The sequence below is a fragment of the Pseudoalteromonas sp. G5_S1_54_S4 genome (assembly GCF_054968565.1).
The window spans coordinates 1-17205 of sequence record NZ_JBQKUL010000063.1; the positions used below are offsets into that span (position 1 = coordinate 1).

Genomic DNA, 17205 nt, shown 5'->3' on the forward strand with positions numbered 1-17205 from the left:
GTATTTGCTTCGCTGCAATGTTTATCAACTCCCAATAAGATGAAAGCGACGGCACATAGGTATTAATTAATGCGGCTAATAAAAAGCCTACAATAAATAATGGAATACTCGCCTTTTCATCTGAGCGCATAAACACACCCGCAAGCGTAGTGTATGGAATAATCCACATAGCACGAGTAAGCTTCACTGTTGTTGCTATGCTCAGTGCCACTGCACCATAAGTAGCCGATGCACCTACCACGCTGCTGGTATCATGAATTGCAAGTGCAGCCCATAATCCAAACTGCTCTTGGGTTAATTCAAAATAATGCCCAATTGCAGGGAATAATAATAACCCTACACCATTGAGTAAAAATACGATACCCAGCGCCACAGCCACTTCATGATCTTTAGCTTTTATAACCGGTGCCATGGCCGCAATAGCGCTACCACCACAAATAGCGGTTCCAAAGGAAATTAACACGCCTGTGTTACGATTAAGTTTAAACACTTGAGTTAAAATTTCGCCAAGCCCAATTATGGCAGTAATACTGACAATTGTTAACACTAAAGAGCTGCGACCAACCTCAATTACCTGATTAAAATCAACAGCAAACCCCAACCCCACAACCGCCAACTTTAGCATCCATTTACTGGCCTTTTGTGATAACTCAGCAAACGGGTTACCCAAGGTAATCGCAAATAACGCCCCTATAACCAAGGCACTACCAGCGCCAATAAATGGAGTGATGCACAAAGCCAGTAATATTATAAATACAGGTTTATGTAATTTAGCGATAATCATAACGTTAAGCGCGAATCAGTTTATTAGTCAGTTTATGGACAACGGGGGCAACAAATATAACCGTTGGAAAGGCAATACAAAAGGCAAATAACCACGCTTTAAGCCAGATAGATACGATGTTATCGACCATACCAACATTAAATAGAGAAATAACTAACGACATAAAACCTGACATGAAAAGTGCCATAAAAAAGGCAAACACAATAGTACGAAACTTTGGATGGATCATTGAAAAGAACCTTTAGAAGGTAAAGCGATATATTGAAGTTAAGTTCAATTTATCGCTTTGTTTTTTAACTTATAATAGCGATTTGCTGGTAGCTAATACACCGGGGTAATCTTGCTCTGGTAAACACATTGCGAGTTCACCAAGGCGTTCACCTAATTGCTGTAAATTATCAGCAGATACATTAATGTGGCCCATTTTGCGACCAGGTTTTACACTTTTACCGTACCAATGGCTGGTAACATCTGCTGTTTTTAACACATCAGTAGGGATTTGTGCTTGGCCTAATACATTTATCATAGCAGTAGGCTGCTTAAGTTGCGTACTACCTAAAGGTAGGCCGGCAACAGCGCGCATATGGTTTTCAAATTGCGAACAATGAGCACCTTGTTGCGTCCAATGGCCTGAGTTATGAACTCGCGGCGCAATTTCATTAACCAGTAATGTACCTTGCACATCAAAAAACTCAATGGCGAGTACACCAACATAGTTAAGCTCATTCGCAATTCGGGTAAATGCCGTTATTGCTTGTTGCTCTAGTTGGCTATTATTGTTTATACCTGCAACCGAAAGCGTTAACACACCCTCGGTGTGCTCGTTTTCAGTTAATGGATAAATAGCAACATGGCCGTGTTTATCGCGCGCACCAATAATAGAGACTTCACGATCAAACGGGATCATTTTTTCTGCAATTATGGTGTGCGGAGCGTGCTCAGTGCCTGATGCAATAAAATCAGCCATTTCAGCCCAAATTTGCTCAATTTGATCGTCTGATTTTAAACGCCATTGGCCTTTACCATCGTAACCCGCTTGGCATGTTTTAATGACTAATGGCTTACCAAGTGTTTGAACCGCGAGTTCAAGATGCGCTTTTTCTGTAATTAATTGATATGGCGCGCATGCGACCGCGGTTTTATCTAGGAGCGCTTTTTCAAGCGCACGGTCGCCACCGGTTTTAATGGCTTGTTTGCCCGGATAAAACTTATTGCTATTACAACACTGTGTAAGTACATCATCTGGAATATGTTCAAACTCGGCCGTAATAGCATCAGCGTTTTCTATCGCTTGTTCGAGCGTTGTTGGGTACACTTCGTTTGTAAGCGGATGTACAATCTTTTTGCTGCCTACATCATAAGCAACCACATTTAAATTAAGCGGTGCACCAGCTAAACTCATCATTCGTGCTAGCTGCCCTGCCCCTAAAATTAAAATATTCATGATCACTCTGCAGGATTTGGGTTAGCTAAAACAGTCTCAGTTTGTTCTTTACGGAACGCTTCGATTTTTGCGAATATTTCTGGATTTTGACATCCTAAAATTTGTGCTGCTAATAAACCTGCGTTTGCAGCACCGGGCTCACCAATAGCAAGAGTACCTACCGCAACACCTTTTGGCATTTGGCAAATAGATAACAGAGAGTCTACACCGTTTAGCGCTTTAGATTTAACGGGTACGCCTAAAACTGGCAGAGATGTAAACGCTGCCGCCATTCCCGGTAAGTGCGCCGCGCCACCTGCGCCTGCAATAATAACTTTAATACCGCGTTCTGCGGCTGAACTTGCGTAATCGGCAAGTAATTGAGGAGTGCGGTGGGCAGAAACCACTTTAGTTTCATACTCAATGCCAAATTTTTCTAGCATAAGGGCGGCGTGTTCCATGGTTGGCCAATCTGATTTAGAACCCATAATAATGCCAACAGTCATAAATACTCCTCAGTAATGTATTTTAAAAATAGCGGACTTATGTCCGGTTTTATGGCGGGTATTATATACTTAAATGCTGCACTAATGCGACCAACAGGCAATAAAAAAGCCATGTTAAACATGGCTTTTTTTAAACAGCGAAACAATCAGTAATTAAGCTTCTTTACTCGCTAAATATTCGCTGTAGTTTCCCCTAAAGTCGATTATTTTACCGTCTTTAATTTCCCAAATACGGGTAGCAACTGATGATACAAACTGACGATCGTGTGATACAAACATCAAGGTACCTTCATATGCTTCAAGTGCTAAGTTAAGCGCTTCTATAGATTCCATATCCATGTGGTTAGTCGGTTCATCCATTAATAAGATATTTGGTTTATGCATCATGATTTTACCAAACAGCATACGACCTTGCTCACCACCTGAGATAACTTTTACAGATTTTTTGATATCGTTTTGTGAAAACAACATACGACCTAAGAAACTACGAACAACTTGCTCATCGTCGCCCTCTTGTTGCCATTGCTCCATCCACTCAAACAAATTCATGTCTTTTTCAAACTCATCGGCATGATCTTGTGCATAGTAGCCAATGTTTGCATTTTCAGACCATTTAAACTCACCGCTTTTAGGCGCTAAACGTCCTGCTAAAGTGTTTAATAATGTTGTTTTACCCACACCATTTTCACCAATAATAGCAATGCGTTCACCTACTTCAACCAAACCCTCAAGGCCTGAGAATAAAGTTTCTTCAAAACCTTGCGATAAGCTAGTCATTTCTAGTGCGTTACGAAATAACTGCTTTTCTTGTTCAAAACGAATAAACGGTGTTTGACGTGACGACGCTTTTACTTCGTCTAATTGAATTTTATCAATTCGTTTTGCACGTGAAGTGGCTTGCTTTGCCTTTGATGCGTTGGCAGAAAAGCGCGATACAAATTGTTGAAGCTCTGCTATTTGGCTTTTCTTTTTGGCGTTTTCACTTAATAAACGTTCGCGTGCTTGAGTAGCTGCAAACATGTATTCATCGTAGTTACCCGGGTAAATACGTAGTTCACCGTAGTCAATATCGGCCATGTGCGTACATACCGAATTTAAAAAGTGACGGTCATGCGAGATGATGATCATGGTACAGTCACGTTGATTCAATACATCTTCAAGCCACTTAATTGTATAAATGTCCAAGTTATTGGTAGGCTCATCGAGCAGCATGATATCAGGGTCTGAAAACAAAACTTGAGCTAGAAGCACACGAAGTTTAAAACCTGGTGCAATTTCTGACATAGGTCCGTAGTGCTGCTCTGTAGCAATACCCACACCTAATAGTAACTCACCCGCTTTAGATTCAGCCGAGTAACCGTCCATTTCAGCAAATTCAGTTTCAAGATCGGCTACTTTCATGCCGTCTTCTTCACTCATTTCAGGTAGGCTATATATACGGTCACGTTCTTGTTTGATATCCCACAATTCTTTATGACCCATAATCACGGTATCAATAACAGAATATTCTTCGTAGGCGAATTGATCTTGGTTTAGTTTAGCAACGCGCTCATTTGGATCAGTACTTACGTTACCCGAAGATGGTTCTAATTCACCACTAAGGATTTTCATAAAGGTCGACTTACCGCAACCATTAGCACCAATTAAACCATAACGGTTTGATTCGCCAAATTTAGCTGAGATATTTTCAAATAACGGTTTAGCACCAAATTGCATGGTGATGTTAGCTGTACTAATAATAGCGCTACCCTCCAAGGGAGACTGAAGTATTTAAATTGCGCGCAGTTTAAACCAAATCACCGTTTTTTTCTATGAAAGTTTATAGCACCAAACTCAAAGTAAACGGTGGCTGTTTATTAACTATAAAAGCAATTAAATAGCCAAAGTACTGGGCGAGTAAATGTGCTGAAAAGGTGGGTAAAACTCATTATTGTACTGTTGATGCAGTAAAAAAATGTTTATTAAAAAACAACTAGCATAAAACCTTTATAAATTATTTAATCGCGTTTACAGGCGACTTGGTCGCATTTTACTTTTATTAACAATTAATACGGCTATATTAACTCCTTTTATAGTATTAGAGTTTTAGCTCTACCCATGCCGACAGGCGCAACTATGAAAAAAATTCAATATCCCCTCTCCTGCATTTAAGCCTAATGTCTTATTCCAAAATTAAATGGCAGTTTATACGGCTACAAAATAAAAACAGCATTAACTTAAAATGAACAAGCTGCGTGTTTTGTGCTAATTGTCATTGATAATTTTTCACTTTTGAGCCTTTTATTGCTTTGCTAGTCTGCACGACTTCGAATTTAGTAATTATAAAAACGCCTTTAATTTAGGCAAGGCACACACAATGAAAAGAAAATTAGTATCGCTAGCAATTGCGGGTATTTTAGCTGCTCCAAGTGTTTCAGCAGTAGAAGTGTTTAAGGATGAAAAAAATATAGTCGCAGTAGGCGGATATATTGATGCACGAGTGATAAATACTCAAGGTCAAAACGAAATCGTCAATGGTGCCTCACGAATTAATTTTGATTTTAAACGCCAAATAAAAAACGGCTGGGAAGCAATGGCGCGTGTTGAATGGGGCGTAAACCCTGTTGGCAGTAGCGATATTGTATACAACAACCGTTTTGAATCTATTCAGGATGAGTTTTTATATAATCGTTTAGGTTATGCAGGACTTAAACACGATAAATACGGTCAAATTACGATTGGTAAACAATGGGGTGCGTGGTTTGATGTTGTGTATGCAACAAACTACAGCTATGTATGGGATGGTAACGCTGCCGGTGTTTACACTTACAACAAAGACGATGGTGCAGTAAATGGTACTGGTCGTGGTGATAAAACACTGCAATACCGTAATAGCTACAACGACTTTGACTTTAGTGTTCAAACTCAGTTGAAAAACAGCGCTTTTTATACTTGTGACGTAAGTAATATTACAGAATCACAATGCCAAGCAAATTTTGAGTCTGGTGATGTTGCTGCACAGCAAGTTGAATTTAACTACACCTTTGGTGGCGCAGTTACGTATAACGTTAGTGATATGCTAAAACTGACTGCCGGTGTTAACCGCGGTGAGTTTGAATTAACCTATGGCGACGGCACAACCCGCTCTGTTGACGATTTAATTTATGGTGCAGGTATTATTTGGGGCAATATTGATGCGCCAGGTTTATATGTAGCAGCTAATATTAACAAAAACGAAAACCACGATACAGATAACATTGGTCGCTTAATTAAAGATGCTATTGGTATTGAAACATTTGTGTCTTATCGCTTTGATAACGATTTTAGACCATTCATTGCCTATAACTTATTTGATGCAGGTGATGACTACGTAATTCAACCAAACTTTAACGCCGATCCTAACGATGTATTCAAGCGTCAGTTTGCAGTTATTGGTGTGCATTACTTAATTGACCAAGGCACACAACTTTATGTAGAAGCACGTAAAGACTTTGGTGATTTTGAAAGTAATAATAAACAGCAGCAAGCGCTAATGGAGCAATCTGAAGATGACGGTATTGCTTTTGGTTTTAGATACGTTCTTTAATATCAGTTGAGCTTTCAAGCTTAAAATCACAAAGTTAAACTTAAAGCCCTGCAAAATAGCAGGGCTTTTTTTCGATTTGTTTAGTTGAAACTTGAGCTATTTTTTCTTAAATGCTTTTTTTAACGCACGCGTCCCCTCTGTTGGCCCTAGAATAAGCCATAAAAAAGCAACCCCTCCTGGGACTAAAACTGCTTTTAATATTGGCCCTAGCAAATAAGAATAAAAATAAATTAGTGGAATAAAAAGTACATAACCAATAACACGTTTGATAAACTTCATGTAACATCCTTATAAAAATGAGCGTGCTCATAATATTAATTGAGCGCACTCAATTAATCAAATAATGATTTAGCCCTTTTATTTAACAAACAAGTAAAGCATTGAAATATAATGAGTAAAAAAGAAAAGACACGCGATAAAGTTTTAGCTTCAGCATGGGAATTATTTTTGTTGCAAGGTTACGATCACACATCAACAAGAGAAATAGCGATTGCAGCCAATGTTGCTGTAGGTACAGTGTTTAGTCATTTTGAAAATAAAATTGATTTATTGATGGCCGGTATGCAACAACAAATAGCCGTTATTATTAACCAAGCAAAGCAGTTAGATACGCAGCACTCCCCTCGATTAAAGTTACGTCACTACGCTCATCCGCTTTATTCTTTTTATTGTGAAAATAGTGAATTTAGTAAGCTATTAATTAGCGACATCATTTGGAGAACGTCTTTATTTAAAGCGCAGATGGATGAGTTTAAACAACTGCTTTTTAGTGAACAACCGAAGTTTGATGAAACAAAAGCAAGCGTAATGATGGACTGTTATTTTATGACCTTAATAGATGGGTTAAACGATCCCTTACCAAATGCTGAAAATATGCTTAGACAGTTAAGTAATAAAATAGCGCTTTTGTAATTAAGTCCTAAACGTATAGACCGGTGCTGATATAAATAAAGCACCGCCCACCTTTTTTGTTATTTAAATTCTTTATTTAACGATCCAGATAGCCAAACTCAATAAGCGTTATAAACCCACCACTCCACTTATGAGTAAATCGATAATTTATATTACGCCATTGCTAAGATTACATTTAAACACAATTAAGTATGATGAGTTCTTACATGTGTTACCTTACATCCACCAGCCATTTACACCATAAAATAATTTATAGCAAAACGGCTTAACTGTACATATATACAGTTAAGCCGTTTTGCTAGTACTACTCTTAATTAAAGTTTAACAATATTATTAATTAATAAATTCATCATAGGCCATTAAAGCCCCCGTAATACTCAATGCTGGATTATCATTATGCTTTGCATCAGGGTTTACTTTACTGCCCCACACTAACCAGTTACTAGTATGGCTTACTAAACTTTGCTCCAAGTTATTATACGCCTCAAGCATTAATTTATGCTCAGCCCTGCCAACAGTAAAATATAATAAGGCGGGTCTATAGTAGCTCTGTGTTTTAACTTGTAAAAAGGTATTAAGATGATTTACTACGGTCATATCGTCATACCAAGCCGCAGGGCTAAATGCAAAGTAACCATTAAATAGCATTGGTTTGGTATGCAGCGTATATAAAGTAAAACTGCCCCCTGCCGAAAATCCCGTTAATATACGGTTTTCAGTTAACCTGTAGTTAGCCTCTAAATAAGTAAGTAGCTCTTGCTCTATAAAAGCTAAAAACAAATCAGCTTTACCAAAAATTTCTGGCGAAGTTTCATGTTTAGGTCGAGGATTTGTATTTACGTCCTTCCTTGCATAAGGTGGTACAAGATCACGATTTCGGGTATCAGTAAAAAACTGATTAGGTATAGCAACTAAAATAGCCTCATTTAATATACTTTCAGGATTTAATGCTTTTAGCGCTTTATCCCAATTAGCTAAATTAAAATTACCATCTGTTTTTATAATAAGTGGATACGCTTTATTTTTATCAAAATCATCGGGGAACCTTATAAATACCTTACGAGACTCATTAAGCACCTTTGAATCTAGGGTTACATCAACAAAATCTGATACATCATTTTTGTAATAACTAAACCCAATTGTTGTAACCCCAAATACACTAACAGCAAGCAACACATTTAAAATAATCGCTTTTTTTATTCTCATGCGTCACCCATTTTAGTTAATTGCTTATGCCAAATACCATTGTTTAATTGCTCGTTTAACACAAACCCAAGCTTAGTCAGTAAATTATAACTACGAACGTTATGTCCGTGAATTTCTGCATATAATTGCTCTATCTTTAATACACTCGGTATCTGGCTCATAAAACCGCGCAGCACTTCTTGCATTAAACCTTGCTGCCAATAAAAAGGATCGAGTTCGAAGCCCAAATAAGCACTTTTGGTTTGTTTACATATTTTATATAAGCCACATGTACCCAGTAGTTTGCCACTCATATTATGTTCAATAGCGAGTCGAATCACTTCACCTTCGTAATATCCGCTTATATCATCTTGAATTAATTGTTTAATATGGTCTTTGTTTAAAGGTGTTTTATAGTCATTAAACTCATAAACGAGTGGATTATTTAAAATTGTTAATAGCGCTGCGCCGTGTTTGTGGGTAATTAAACGTAAGGTAACGCGGGGTAATTTTATAGTTTTAAACATGCCTACGCCAAATAAAGTAAACGCGCTTTAAATAGCACTTTATAGAGCGTCATTATTAACTTACCATACCGTATTCACAAGCATTAATTGAGATAAACTATGAGTGACAATTTTAAAGTAATACAACCAACTACTACTGTTTACTGCCCAAAACGTGGTGAAGGTTGGACCCTTACCGGCATTACTAATATTAACGAGTTTACGTCGGTTATGTTTGATGGTGTACGTTACACCTTACCAGCGAGAGAAATTGTAGAGGAGTTGCTGCCTAACCAATTGGCACGTGAACAGCAAAATCAGTAAGGTACTTATAATAGAAAAAGGCATTAAAAATTTTCATTATTAACGTTTTAAAACATAAATACCGAGTGGGGAGTCTAGACGTAGGTTATGCTCATCAACATGTAGCACTTCCCATTTTCTGACTACTTCTCCCGAAGTTACATGTAATATTTTGCCTTCCCTTGTGTAAGGGTAGTATCTATTCCCATGTTTTTTCATTATTTGGAGAATACCTGAGTTATCAATTTTAAAAAAATTACCATCATCAATTTTTATTGTATCTATATCTGATGCAATAACTTCAATTAACTTCCATTTAAACTGAATATCATTCTCTTTCGAATAAAGTATAGGTGAATAGATCAGCGTAATTAAAATAGCGAGACATATTATAATTTTATGCATTTTTATATCCATATAGATCGTGTGTTAATGTAATATCTGTAGATATGACAACTTATTTCTTTTTTTTAATTTCCAAATCATCTTTTACACTTAACTGGTGTTGTCCAGGTATTAAGATCATGATAAAAACAGCCACGGAAATTAATAAAATCACCCTAAGCACATTTGAAGTTATAAAACTCTCCGTCAAATTAACTAAAAGAATCAATGGCAAAACAAAAAAGACACCTAAGTAACGGTGACGATTTGTAAATTCATGCAATGAGCCACAACTTGTACATCTATAACGAGTCGTCATTAAAGATATAGTAAACCACGATAATGAAATATTAGCAGAACATTTTAAGCACTTAGGGATCATACATAACCAGTTTGTGATTTAAGAGGAACTTTTTAGTTTGGATTATTCTTAGCAGATCTCATTAATTAAAGATTGCTTAGTTAACAATCTTTAATTAATTTAGAAATAAGTCAACTATAAACCGACGACGTTACTTTAGGTGGAGAACTTGCTAAAAGTCGCCCTAAACCATCAGGTAGCTGGTCCAAATCATATTTTTGTGTATTAGAATTTACTAAAACTTCTTTCCCCTGATGATCTCTCGAAATTCCAGTGATAGTTTGGATTAGTCTATTTCCAAAGAAAGGGTGAGGTGACCAAGAAAAATCATATTCAAAAATAATTTCGTAACTCCAACCCCTTTCCATTCTTGGAAAAATTACTGAAGCCTGCGCTTCTCCAAGAACAACACCAGAAATTACGGAGACTGAAAAAGATGCAGTTGATGTTGCTATAAAGCCCGTTCCTAAACCTAGCAATGCAGAAGCTAGGTAACCACCGTGTCTAATGACTTTCTCCCATTCAGAATTCCATTTATTAGCTGACTGATCAGTTGGAAAAGTTAGTGTGTGAGAAGACTTACTTTTTAAACGCTCTCTAGTATCACAGTCTGGTGCTTTACCTACGCCCATCCAATGACCACCATCAGTCCAATTCAATCTATTATTGCACTGTATCTCTAAACTTTTCTTTTCCCTGAGTGATAATTTTTGTGATCTAATAACACGAGTTTCCATCTTAATTCCTTTTAAAATTTTGTACCTATATTCAAGAGTAAAAAGAACATTAAATATTGTCAATGTTTAATTTTCATAAAGTTGAAGAGAAGTTTTTAAAAATCTCATATTTGCCTTTTAAAACGCGTCATCTTCGCTATACACATTTACGCCAAGCTCGTCTTCATCATCAAATACCACAAACGTAATAGGCTTACAGCATACTTGGCAGTCTTCTATGTATTGCTCATCAAGGTCGGCTACATCAATTAATACATCCATTGACTCACCACAGTAAGGACAACTAATTGACTTTTCGGTTAACTGGTTCATGATTTCCCCTTTCAAATTTACATAAGGTTATAATTTCACTTTAATAAACAACCTTATATATGACAATGCTCGTAGAGTGACTTAATAATTCAAATTTAAACAGCGTTAGCTAAAATATTGTTTAACTTAATTAAATCAACTAAGCCATGTTGGTTCTGATTTAAAAAATAATCGCATTGCCAACGCTGAGTAACTTTAGCAGAGTTACTAAATGCGCCAGTCCCTTTTAATGCCCTACTTTCGCTCCAAGGCGGAAATACTCTAAAAGCCGTTTTGCCTTTATGGTTTCTACCTGTAACGATGCCTTTTTTAACTAACAACTCAACCGGAAATAAAAAGAAACCTTTTTGTATATTTGCTACTTGGTTATTAATAGTGGTTAATCCATCACTTGAAACAGCTACTAATAAATAGTCAAACTCATTGGCAAATGGAATTGGTTTAGAATTACTCAAATCCGCTGAGCGTTTCCATAGTGCTAAAAAAGCGCCAGGTCTGTCGGGTGTAATTTTAGCTTTTCTGTAAATTATACGTTTTTGGTTTAAAGTAAATGCATAGCCATGGTATTGGGCATTTTGATTATGAGGTATCAACTCATCAGCGTTTGGTAGTTTATACCCTGAGGGAGCAAAGTTGTTTTGTAAAATGATTAATAATTCATCATGCAAATGATCATTCGTCATTAAACTTTTCATATCTCGCATCCGTTTTATATAAAGTGAGTTCAAACCCTTAAGCAACTTTGTAATGAAAGAGTTTTTAAAGTTAGCGGGTCTTACTATACAAGTATTTATACATAACTAAAGGTGAACATTTTTATGAAACACACATTAGCGCTAGCATTGACCTCTATGGGGATTTTGTTTAGCTCATTAACATACGCTAAAACCGAACAAGCTATTTTAGCCGGTGGCTGTTTTTGGTGTATGGAAAGTGACTTTGAAAAACTCGAAGGTGTAACCGATGTGATCTCAGGGTTTACTGGTGGTGAACTTAAAAATCCAACCTACAATGGTAATCACCAAGGCCACTACGAAGCTGTTCTGGTTACCTACAACACTAATGTATTAAGCTATCAAGATATTTTAAACCATTACTGGGTGAATATTGATCCTTTTGACGCAAAAGGTCAGTTTTGTGATAAAGGCCCAAGCTACCGTAGTGCGATTTTTGTTGCTAATGAGCAACAGCGACAATTAGCTAAGCAATCTAAACAAGCGGTAGTTAACGAATTTCCTGAGCAAACAGTGGTAACCCCTATTCTCGATGCTAAAACCTTTTACCCTATAAAGGGCGATGAAAGTTATCACCAAGATTATTACAAAAATAACCCTATTCGTTATAACACCTATCGCTGGCGTTGTGGCCGTGATAGTCGCCTGGAAGACATTTGGGGGCGATAAAGTTACCCACTGAGTTTATAAACCCAAAAGGCTGCAAAAAATGCAGTCTTTCTAATATTTAAGCAAACTAATAGCAGACTAATTATTTATTCTATTCTCAAAGCTGCAAGCCCACTTAAAAATTCATTTTTTAAGACGGTTAAATAGGCTTCCTATCATGATGATTTCTTTTTATAGGAAACACCTTAAACCAAAATGCCATTTCAAAAACAAAGCCCGCAATAATAAAAATAAATAAGCCAGTAGTGCTACCATAAGAATAACAGGCAATAGCAGCAATAATTAATGCAGCTAAAATCAACCATTTTATGAACGCATTCATCTTTAATACCCAGTGCTTAATAACATAGTTTGAATTAGCAACTATCAGTTATTTCTTGATTCTTTAATAAAGCGATATCTAAATTCAGACAAGTAACCGAGTACCATAACCAACATTGTAGAATTAAAATCGCCATTAATAAGAAGCGTCCAAATATACTCTTTAGTATTAAAGCTGATGTATACGCTCATTACAAACGCAACAATGCTACACCCCTTAAACATCCATGAATATTCACCAAAAAAAGACTCAAACATACTTTTATCAATAGGTTTATCTTCCATAATAACTCCTTGCATTTACAACGTTTTTTAATAAGTTTGCTTATCGTAATAGCTAGCTTATTACATGTCTATTATATCGTTAAAGTTAAATGTTACGGATTGTTTCAATCGAAAAATCTCAGACACTTCCATGATTAAATTTGCAAATAAGGCATTTAAGCTTGTCCTTTAGTTTGTTGAAAAGTTATGCTTTGATGCATTAATAAAACTATTAACCTCTTTGGCTCTTCTCAACACAGCTCGGCACAAAGTGGTTATAAACATAAAAATAATAAGAGAAAATAATGACAAAACTTAATAACAATAGCGTTGTTATATTAAGCGCAGTTCGTACCGCTATCGGCAGCTTTGGTGGCAGCCTTAAACATTTCACGCCCGCCGAGCTAGGCACTCTTTGTGCAAAAGAAGCGCTAGCCAGAGCCAAGCTATCACCCAACCAAGTTGGCTCAACTGTCGTTGGTAAAGTAATTCATAACGGTCCTAAAGACGCATACCTTTCAAGAGTCATTGGGCTAGATGCTGGGTTGCCTATTAGTAGTCACGCAGTAACGCTTAATCGATTATGTGGCTCTGGCCTTGAAGCCATTATACAAGCCGCACAACAAATTCAATTAGGTGATGTAGATGCAGCCCTTGCTGGCGGAGCTGAAAGCATGAGTAGCTCAGCTTATACCCTCGAAAGTAATCGCTGGGGGCAAAAAATGGGCAATAGCATCATACAAGATGAACTCACCTCCACATTACAAGACCCATGGGATAATAACCCGATGGGAATAACTGCTGAAAACATCGCAGATAAATACACTATTAGCCGCGACCAGCAAGACGCTTACGCAGCAAAAAGCCACCAAAAAGCCGCAAAAGCAATTGCTGCAGGCCATTTTAAACAGCAAATACTCCCTATTGAAATAAAATCAAAAAGTGGCATTCATATTTTTAATACTGACGAACACGTGCGAGCCGATACCACAACCAATAAGCTCGCTACATTAAAGCCCTACTTTAAAAAAGATGGAACCGTTACCGCAGCAAGCTCATCAGGTATAAACGATGGTGCGGCCATGTTGGTACTCATGTCTGAGCAAAAAGCCAATAAGCAAGGCTTAAAACCGCTTGGTCGATTAGTAGGTTATGCCAGAGCGGGTGTTGATCCTACTTTAATGGGGACAGGCCCAATTCCTGCAGTACAGCAAGTATTTGAAAAAACAGGCTTAACCATTGACGACATGGATGTAATTGAATCTAACGAGGCCTTTGCAGTACAAGCACTGTGCGTTGCAAACGAATTAAACTTTCCTGCCCATAAGGTAAACCCGAATGGTGGTGCCATTGCATTAGGCCACCCTGTTGGCGCAACGGGTGCCATACTAACAACCAAATGCTTGTATGAACTCAAACGAATTCAAGGCAAATATGGGCTAGTCACAATGTGTATTGGTGGCGGGCAAGGCATTGCAGCCATTTTTGAAGCGCTTTAACTTTAAGTTTGTAATAGCTATTTAAGGGCTTTATTCACAAGGAGAAATAACAGACGCTTTGCTTTTAGAGAAAAAACAGGGAGCAAAGCGCTGCTACACCTTATTGCTTAATAACAAAAAGCTTACCTCAAACCTCACCAAGCCATTCGTCTACAAATCGTGTTTTAAAGTTAACTTTCTTACGCCTAATAAAACACCACCAAATGAGATTGAAAATAATATCGGTAAAAACAGTAATGTATCAGTGTTGTCTATATCTGTAGCTGGGCTGCCAATAACCGCAAGCGTATTAATTAACAGCAGTATCAAACTTGATTGCAGGTAGCCCTTGTATCCAATAGCCCCAGCAAATAAAAGCATAATAAATGATCCTGATATTGCAGGCGTAAAAGGTGCGGCGGCGAGTAACATACAAACAAACGAAAATATAACAGCACATCCAATTATTACTTTAAACATAACAACCTCCATGATAAATGGCTTTAATCCACCAGCTATTTATAACTGTATTACTAAAAATCGTATTCCACTTAACAGGTATCAACTAATTTTTAGTTTATTAATAACCCCAATATAAAAACTACCTATTCCCAAACTGCCGTTCACAAGGCTCGCCATCTTTATCCCCGTCCATTTTGGTATTTGGGCAATGTTGAATAAAAAATAATGCCTCTGCATACGAGGTCATTTGGCTACAATGTTGGCGGCCATCACAACGAAATGTTGGTGGTGTTTTATTAAGTGAGCTTGAACTCGCGGGCATAAATGACTCTAAGTTAGCATTAGTTACGACTGGTGTTTGCTTGGTATTTAAAAAACCGGTTTTATACACACTAAAACCAATACTAAAAATAATACCAAGTGTTATAAGTTTCATTAAAGGTGAGTACTTACCTGAGGTTTTACTTATTCTAACCGGCCTTGATGAAGCTTTTATATGTGGTTGTGCGAGTACGCCCTCAATACGGCAATTTACAGCTTTAGTTTTACCGTTAGGCTCAGTCGCAACCTCAAAATAGATAATGTCACCCACTTTAGGTTTACGACTCATATGTTTGAGCGACGATATGTGTATAAAGGTATCGTGTTGCAGTGTGCTTGATTTAATAAAGCCAAAACCTTTCTCGTCATTCCACGATTTTAATAATCCTTTGTTCATCCTTGAATCGTCCATTTAATAACTGTTAATTTTACAGCCGTTTTAAAAGAGGCTTAAAACCAAACAAACCTTGGCGAACCCACCAACAACCATAGTTTTCCTTATTAACTAACTCATTTTGCAAAAAAGCGTATTTTTGCTTCTTTTAATGTGCTTAAAAATACAGAAAACGCACAAATCCCAGCACCTATAAATGCAATTTGAAAACTAGATAGCGAAGAAAAACTAAATTGCTGAGAATACATGTACTGCCCAAATGACTGAGCAAAGGTAGCCACACCTAAAATAATTAACAATGGGCACACAACTAGCGTAAACCAAAACCAAATACGTTTAATACCTTTCATAATTAATGCCTTTCATAAAAAATCCTTTTCCTTAATTTAACTCACAGATTAATTAGCCAGTGAGCCATCCACATTTTATTTTAAAAGCAGCTTGTAAGATTGCCACATGAGTTTGATGTCTGAAGTCAAGATTTGACCCCATTTGGTTTTTCATGAGTTTGATGTCTGGATTTGACCCCATTTGGTTTTTGATTTTATCCTGGTTTGCATAACGCTTTGCTAAGCGGCAATAAAATAGCTGGCTAAAATTAGCGAGGAACGAGAAAAAGCCAGCTGTTTTTTGTCCGTTTAAGCAACTTGTTATGAAACTGTACTCTTAACCATTGCAATACAAACTAGAACTACCCCTGAAACAGCCAAAAGTTGTTTCAACACAAATAATGGCTTAATAAGCGAATATGAGAGCCAGCTTTTTTCATAAAGATGATTATCTTTTTTAAGCGCTTTATTAACTGCGACATAGCCACTTAAATAATGAAAGTAATCAAAAGCAATAGCGAGGGCTCCAAATGATGAGGCTAATAAAAATAATGTCTTATGATTGGTTAGCAATGTTGCTGCAAACTCTGCTTTTGATGTGAATAACGAATAAGTTAATGCGACTAAACCAAATGAGATATAGCGTGTTAAATCACTAATTCCTTTGGATCTAATTTCTTTTTCGGATAATCTTTTTTCTCTGTCGGTAGCCATTATTTTTTACCTCTTGTAACAAACTCTCCTGGATCATCTGTTTCATCGGAATCGCCAGCACTTGCTACAGCTTTTAGTTGTGACCCCGGAGAAAAAACAGGCACCGTTCTAGACTGTATTCTGATGCGCTGCCCTGTGCGAGGGTTAACACCTGTCCTTGATGCCCTTTTTCTTGTACCAAAAGTTCCAAAACCAACTAGTTTAACGTCTTCACCTGCTTGCAAGTGTTCAGAGATTACATCTAGAGTTGCTTCTACTACCTTTTTAGCTTCAGATATTGGCACGCCAGTTCTTTCTGCTACTTCCTTTATTATATCTGATTTATTCACGTCTTCTCCTTAAGTTGCATGACAGCTTTTTGAACACCACTTTGGGGGGTTATAACACCCCAAAAAGGCGTATATTACATTGCTTAATAATTCCACTAAACAACTTCAATGTAAACAAGAAATTACGTAGGCTTTAAAACACCCGTTGTTAAAATACACCAAAACGACTTTTAATAATGTTATTAGACAAAACACCAACACTGTATAAATAT

Annotated in this window: 23 protein-coding genes and 1 pseudogene; 5 read left to right on the forward strand and 19 right to left on the reverse strand. The window is 37.1% G+C overall.

What is annotated here, in order from left to right; translation table 11 throughout:
• From ACTRWE_RS17320 to ACTRWE_RS17340, 5 genes are all read right to left on the reverse strand, one after another.
• On the reverse strand, nucleotides 1–784 hold a 784-nt coding region (locus ACTRWE_RS17320; protein WP_462880395.1), incomplete at its 3' end, for a YeiH family protein.
• Between the two features lie 4 nt (nucleotides 785–788).
• Nucleotides 789–1013 carry a DUF2798 domain-containing protein gene (locus tag ACTRWE_RS17325; RefSeq protein WP_013464944.1) on the reverse strand — a complete coding sequence of 75 codons (225 nt, stop codon included), beginning with the start codon at nucleotides 1011–1013 and terminating at the stop codon, nucleotides 789–791.
• Nucleotides 1014–1082: 69 nt separating this feature from the next.
• Nucleotides 1083–2228: a 5-(carboxyamino)imidazole ribonucleotide synthase gene (locus tag ACTRWE_RS17330; RefSeq protein WP_013464945.1), complete on the reverse strand. Its 1146-nt coding sequence runs from the start codon at nucleotides 2226–2228 to the stop codon at nucleotides 1083–1085.
• 2 nt (nucleotides 2229–2230) lie between these two features.
• Nucleotides 2231–2713: a 5-(carboxyamino)imidazole ribonucleotide mutase gene (purE, locus tag ACTRWE_RS17335; protein ID WP_013464946.1), complete on the reverse strand. Its 483-nt coding sequence runs from the start codon at nucleotides 2711–2713 to the stop codon at nucleotides 2231–2233.
• 153 nt (nucleotides 2714–2866) lie between these two features.
• A complete protein-coding gene (locus ACTRWE_RS17340) occupies nucleotides 2867–4453 on the reverse strand; it encodes an ABC-F family ATPase (protein WP_081485471.1) in 1587 nt (528 codons plus the stop codon).
• Between the two features lie 616 nt (nucleotides 4454–5069).
• Between ACTRWE_RS17340 and ACTRWE_RS17345 the strand changes: the two genes are divergently transcribed.
• On the forward strand, nucleotides 5070–6278 hold the full coding sequence (locus ACTRWE_RS17345) for a porin (protein WP_462880396.1): 1209 nt from the start codon (nucleotides 5070–5072) through the stop codon (nucleotides 6276–6278).
• A gap of 96 nt (nucleotides 6279–6374) precedes the next feature.
• Here the strand turns inward: ACTRWE_RS17345 and ACTRWE_RS17350 are convergent, their stop codons facing one another.
• Nucleotides 6375–6557, reverse strand: a complete 183-nt coding sequence (locus tag ACTRWE_RS17350; protein ID WP_024602491.1) for a hypothetical protein — start codon at nucleotides 6555–6557, stop codon at nucleotides 6375–6377.
• A gap of 111 nt (nucleotides 6558–6668) precedes the next feature.
• Between ACTRWE_RS17350 and ACTRWE_RS17355 the strand changes: the two genes are divergently transcribed.
• A complete protein-coding gene (locus ACTRWE_RS17355; protein ID WP_138764844.1) occupies nucleotides 6669–7190 on the forward strand; it encodes a TetR/AcrR family transcriptional regulator in 522 nt (173 codons plus the stop codon).
• Nucleotides 7191–7523: 333 nt separating this feature from the next.
• Here the strand turns inward: ACTRWE_RS17355 and ACTRWE_RS17360 are convergent, their stop codons facing one another.
• Both ACTRWE_RS17360 and ACTRWE_RS17365 read right to left on the reverse strand, forming a co-directional pair.
• Nucleotides 7524–8396 carry an alpha/beta hydrolase gene (locus ACTRWE_RS17360; protein ID WP_462880397.1) on the reverse strand — a complete coding sequence of 291 codons (873 nt, stop codon included), beginning with the start codon at nucleotides 8394–8396 and terminating at the stop codon, nucleotides 7524–7526.
• On the reverse strand, nucleotides 8393–8902 hold the full coding sequence (locus ACTRWE_RS17365; protein ID WP_033103437.1) for a GNAT family N-acetyltransferase: 510 nt from the start codon (nucleotides 8900–8902) through the stop codon (nucleotides 8393–8395). The genes ACTRWE_RS17360 and ACTRWE_RS17365 overlap by 4 nt, the downstream gene beginning before the upstream one ends.
• 99 nt (nucleotides 8903–9001) lie before the next feature.
• Here ACTRWE_RS17365 and ACTRWE_RS17370 point away from each other — a divergent pair, with 99 nt between their 5' ends.
• On the forward strand, nucleotides 9002–9205 hold the full coding sequence (locus tag ACTRWE_RS17370) for a hypothetical protein (RefSeq protein WP_138764845.1): 204 nt from the start codon (nucleotides 9002–9004) through the stop codon (nucleotides 9203–9205).
• Between the two features lie 39 nt (nucleotides 9206–9244).
• Here the strand turns inward: ACTRWE_RS17370 and ACTRWE_RS17375 are convergent, their stop codons facing one another.
• The 4 genes from ACTRWE_RS17375 to ACTRWE_RS17390 all read right to left on the reverse strand — a co-directional run bounded on the left by ACTRWE_RS17375 (nucleotide 9245) and on the right by ACTRWE_RS17390 (nucleotide 11673).
• Nucleotides 9245–9589, reverse strand: a complete 345-nt coding sequence (locus ACTRWE_RS17375) for a hypothetical protein (RefSeq protein WP_138764846.1) — start codon at nucleotides 9587–9589, stop codon at nucleotides 9245–9247.
• 471 nt (nucleotides 9590–10060) lie between these two features.
• A complete protein-coding gene (locus tag ACTRWE_RS17380) occupies nucleotides 10061–10666 on the reverse strand; it encodes a hypothetical protein (protein WP_076919500.1) in 606 nt (201 codons plus the stop codon).
• A gap of 117 nt (nucleotides 10667–10783) precedes the next feature.
• Entirely contained in the window at nucleotides 10784–10978 is a 195-nt protein-coding gene (locus ACTRWE_RS17385) for a CPXCG motif-containing cysteine-rich protein (protein WP_024602486.1), read from the reverse strand.
• Nucleotides 10979–11073: 95 nt separating this feature from the next.
• Entirely contained in the window at nucleotides 11074–11673 is a 600-nt protein-coding gene (locus ACTRWE_RS17390; RefSeq protein WP_138764847.1) for a MepB family protein, read from the reverse strand.
• Between the two features lie 123 nt (nucleotides 11674–11796).
• On the opposite strand from ACTRWE_RS17390, the pseudogene msrA reads away from it, so the two are divergent.
• Nucleotides 11797–12394 (forward strand): annotated as a pseudogene (msrA, locus tag ACTRWE_RS17395) (peptide-methionine (S)-S-oxide reductase MsrA).
• Between the two features lie 126 nt (nucleotides 12395–12520).
• Here msrA and ACTRWE_RS17400 read toward each other — a convergent pair.
• Together ACTRWE_RS17400 and ACTRWE_RS17405 are read right to left on the reverse strand one after the other, a co-directional pair.
• Nucleotides 12521–12703 (reverse strand): hypothetical protein, encoded by a 183-nt coding sequence (locus ACTRWE_RS17400; protein ID WP_138764848.1) that lies wholly within the window; start codon nucleotides 12701–12703, stop codon nucleotides 12521–12523.
• Between the two features lie 44 nt (nucleotides 12704–12747).
• Nucleotides 12748–12987: a hypothetical protein gene (locus tag ACTRWE_RS17405; RefSeq protein WP_076921292.1), complete on the reverse strand. Its 240-nt coding sequence runs from the start codon at nucleotides 12985–12987 to the stop codon at nucleotides 12748–12750.
• A gap of 284 nt (nucleotides 12988–13271) precedes the next feature.
• On the opposite strand from ACTRWE_RS17405, the gene bktB reads away from it, so the two are divergent.
• Nucleotides 13272–14465, forward strand: coding sequence for a beta-ketothiolase BktB (gene bktB / locus ACTRWE_RS17410; protein WP_138764849.1), 1194 nt, complete (start codon nucleotides 13272–13274; stop codon nucleotides 14463–14465).
• 150 nt (nucleotides 14466–14615) lie between these two features.
• On the opposite strand, the gene ACTRWE_RS17415 is transcribed toward bktB, so the two are convergent.
• The 5 genes from ACTRWE_RS17415 to ACTRWE_RS17435 form a co-directional block, all read right to left on the reverse strand.
• Nucleotides 14616–14924, reverse strand: a complete 309-nt coding sequence (locus ACTRWE_RS17415) for a DUF6419 family natural product biosynthesis protein (RefSeq protein ID WP_138764850.1) — start codon at nucleotides 14922–14924, stop codon at nucleotides 14616–14618.
• 121 nt (nucleotides 14925–15045) lie between these two features.
• Nucleotides 15046–15624 (reverse strand): cold shock domain-containing protein, encoded by a 579-nt coding sequence (locus ACTRWE_RS17420; RefSeq protein WP_138764851.1) that lies wholly within the window; start codon nucleotides 15622–15624, stop codon nucleotides 15046–15048.
• Nucleotides 15625–15737: 113 nt separating this feature from the next.
• The gene (locus ACTRWE_RS17425; RefSeq protein WP_138764852.1) at nucleotides 15738–15971 is read right to left on the reverse strand and encodes a hypothetical protein; all 234 of its coding nucleotides are present in this window, start codon (nucleotides 15969–15971) and stop codon (nucleotides 15738–15740) included.
• 300 nt (nucleotides 15972–16271) lie between these two features.
• Nucleotides 16272–16664 (reverse strand): hypothetical protein, encoded by a 393-nt coding sequence (locus ACTRWE_RS17430; protein WP_138765414.1) that lies wholly within the window; start codon nucleotides 16662–16664, stop codon nucleotides 16272–16274.
• On the reverse strand, nucleotides 16664–16993 hold the full coding sequence (locus ACTRWE_RS17435; RefSeq protein ID WP_138765413.1) for an HU family DNA-binding protein: 330 nt from the start codon (nucleotides 16991–16993) through the stop codon (nucleotides 16664–16666). The genes ACTRWE_RS17430 and ACTRWE_RS17435 overlap by 1 nt, the downstream gene beginning before the upstream one ends.
• Nucleotides 16994–17205 lie beyond the last annotated feature (212 nt).

What these genes read in the sequence shown, in the direction of transcription:
- ACTRWE_RS17365 (WP_033103437.1), bottom strand. Translation starts at nt 8,902, where the DNA reads ATGTTTAAAACTATAAAATTACCCCGCGTTACCTTACGTTTAATTACC.
- ACTRWE_RS17325 (WP_013464944.1), bottom strand. Translation starts at nt 1,013, where the DNA reads ATGATCCATCCAAAGTTTCGTACTATTGTGTTTGCCTTTTTTATGGCA.
- ACTRWE_RS17350 (WP_024602491.1), bottom strand. Translation starts at nt 6,557, where the DNA reads ATGAAGTTTATCAAACGTGTTATTGGTTATGTACTTTTTATTCCACTA.
- ACTRWE_RS17425 (WP_138764852.1), bottom strand. Translation starts at nt 15,971, where the DNA reads ATGAAAGGTATTAAACGTATTTGGTTTTGGTTTACGCTAGTTGTGTGC.
- ACTRWE_RS17375 (WP_138764846.1), bottom strand. Translation starts at nt 9,589, where the DNA reads ATGCATAAAATTATAATATGTCTCGCTATTTTAATTACGCTGATCTAT.
- ACTRWE_RS17390 (WP_138764847.1), bottom strand. Translation starts at nt 11,673, where the DNA reads ATGAAAAGTTTAATGACGAATGATCATTTGCATGATGAATTATTAATC.
- ACTRWE_RS17330 (WP_013464945.1), bottom strand. Translation starts at nt 2,228, where the DNA reads ATGAATATTTTAATTTTAGGGGCAGGGCAGCTAGCACGAATGATGAGT.
- ACTRWE_RS17355 (WP_138764844.1), top strand. Translation starts at nt 6,669, where the DNA reads ATGAGTAAAAAAGAAAAGACACGCGATAAAGTTTTAGCTTCAGCATGG.
- purE (WP_013464946.1), bottom strand. Translation starts at nt 2,713, where the DNA reads ATGACTGTTGGCATTATTATGGGTTCTAAATCAGATTGGCCAACCATG.
- ACTRWE_RS17420 (WP_138764851.1), bottom strand. Translation starts at nt 15,624, where the DNA reads ATGAACAAAGGATTATTAAAATCGTGGAATGACGAGAAAGGTTTTGGC.
- ACTRWE_RS17400 (WP_138764848.1), bottom strand. Translation starts at nt 12,703, where the DNA reads ATGAATGCGTTCATAAAATGGTTGATTTTAGCTGCATTAATTATTGCT.
- ACTRWE_RS17405 (WP_076921292.1), bottom strand. Translation starts at nt 12,987, where the DNA reads ATGGAAGATAAACCTATTGATAAAAGTATGTTTGAGTCTTTTTTTGGT.
- ACTRWE_RS17370 (WP_138764845.1), top strand. Translation starts at nt 9,002, where the DNA reads ATGAGTGACAATTTTAAAGTAATACAACCAACTACTACTGTTTACTGC.
- ACTRWE_RS17430 (WP_138765414.1), bottom strand. Translation starts at nt 16,664, where the DNA reads ATGGCTACCGACAGAGAAAAAAGATTATCCGAAAAAGAAATTAGATCC.
- ACTRWE_RS17345 (WP_462880396.1), top strand. Translation starts at nt 5,070, where the DNA reads ATGAAAAGAAAATTAGTATCGCTAGCAATTGCGGGTATTTTAGCTGCT.
- ACTRWE_RS17385 (WP_024602486.1), bottom strand. Translation starts at nt 10,978, where the DNA reads ATGAACCAGTTAACCGAAAAGTCAATTAGTTGTCCTTACTGTGGTGAG.
- bktB (WP_138764849.1), top strand. Translation starts at nt 13,272, where the DNA reads ATGACAAAACTTAATAACAATAGCGTTGTTATATTAAGCGCAGTTCGT.
- ACTRWE_RS17415 (WP_138764850.1), bottom strand. Translation starts at nt 14,924, where the DNA reads ATGTTTAAAGTAATAATTGGATGTGCTGTTATATTTTCGTTTGTTTGT.
- ACTRWE_RS17360 (WP_462880397.1), bottom strand. Translation starts at nt 8,396, where the DNA reads ATGAGAATAAAAAAAGCGATTATTTTAAATGTGTTGCTTGCTGTTAGT.
- ACTRWE_RS17380 (WP_076919500.1), bottom strand. Translation starts at nt 10,666, where the DNA reads ATGGAAACTCGTGTTATTAGATCACAAAAATTATCACTCAGGGAAAAG.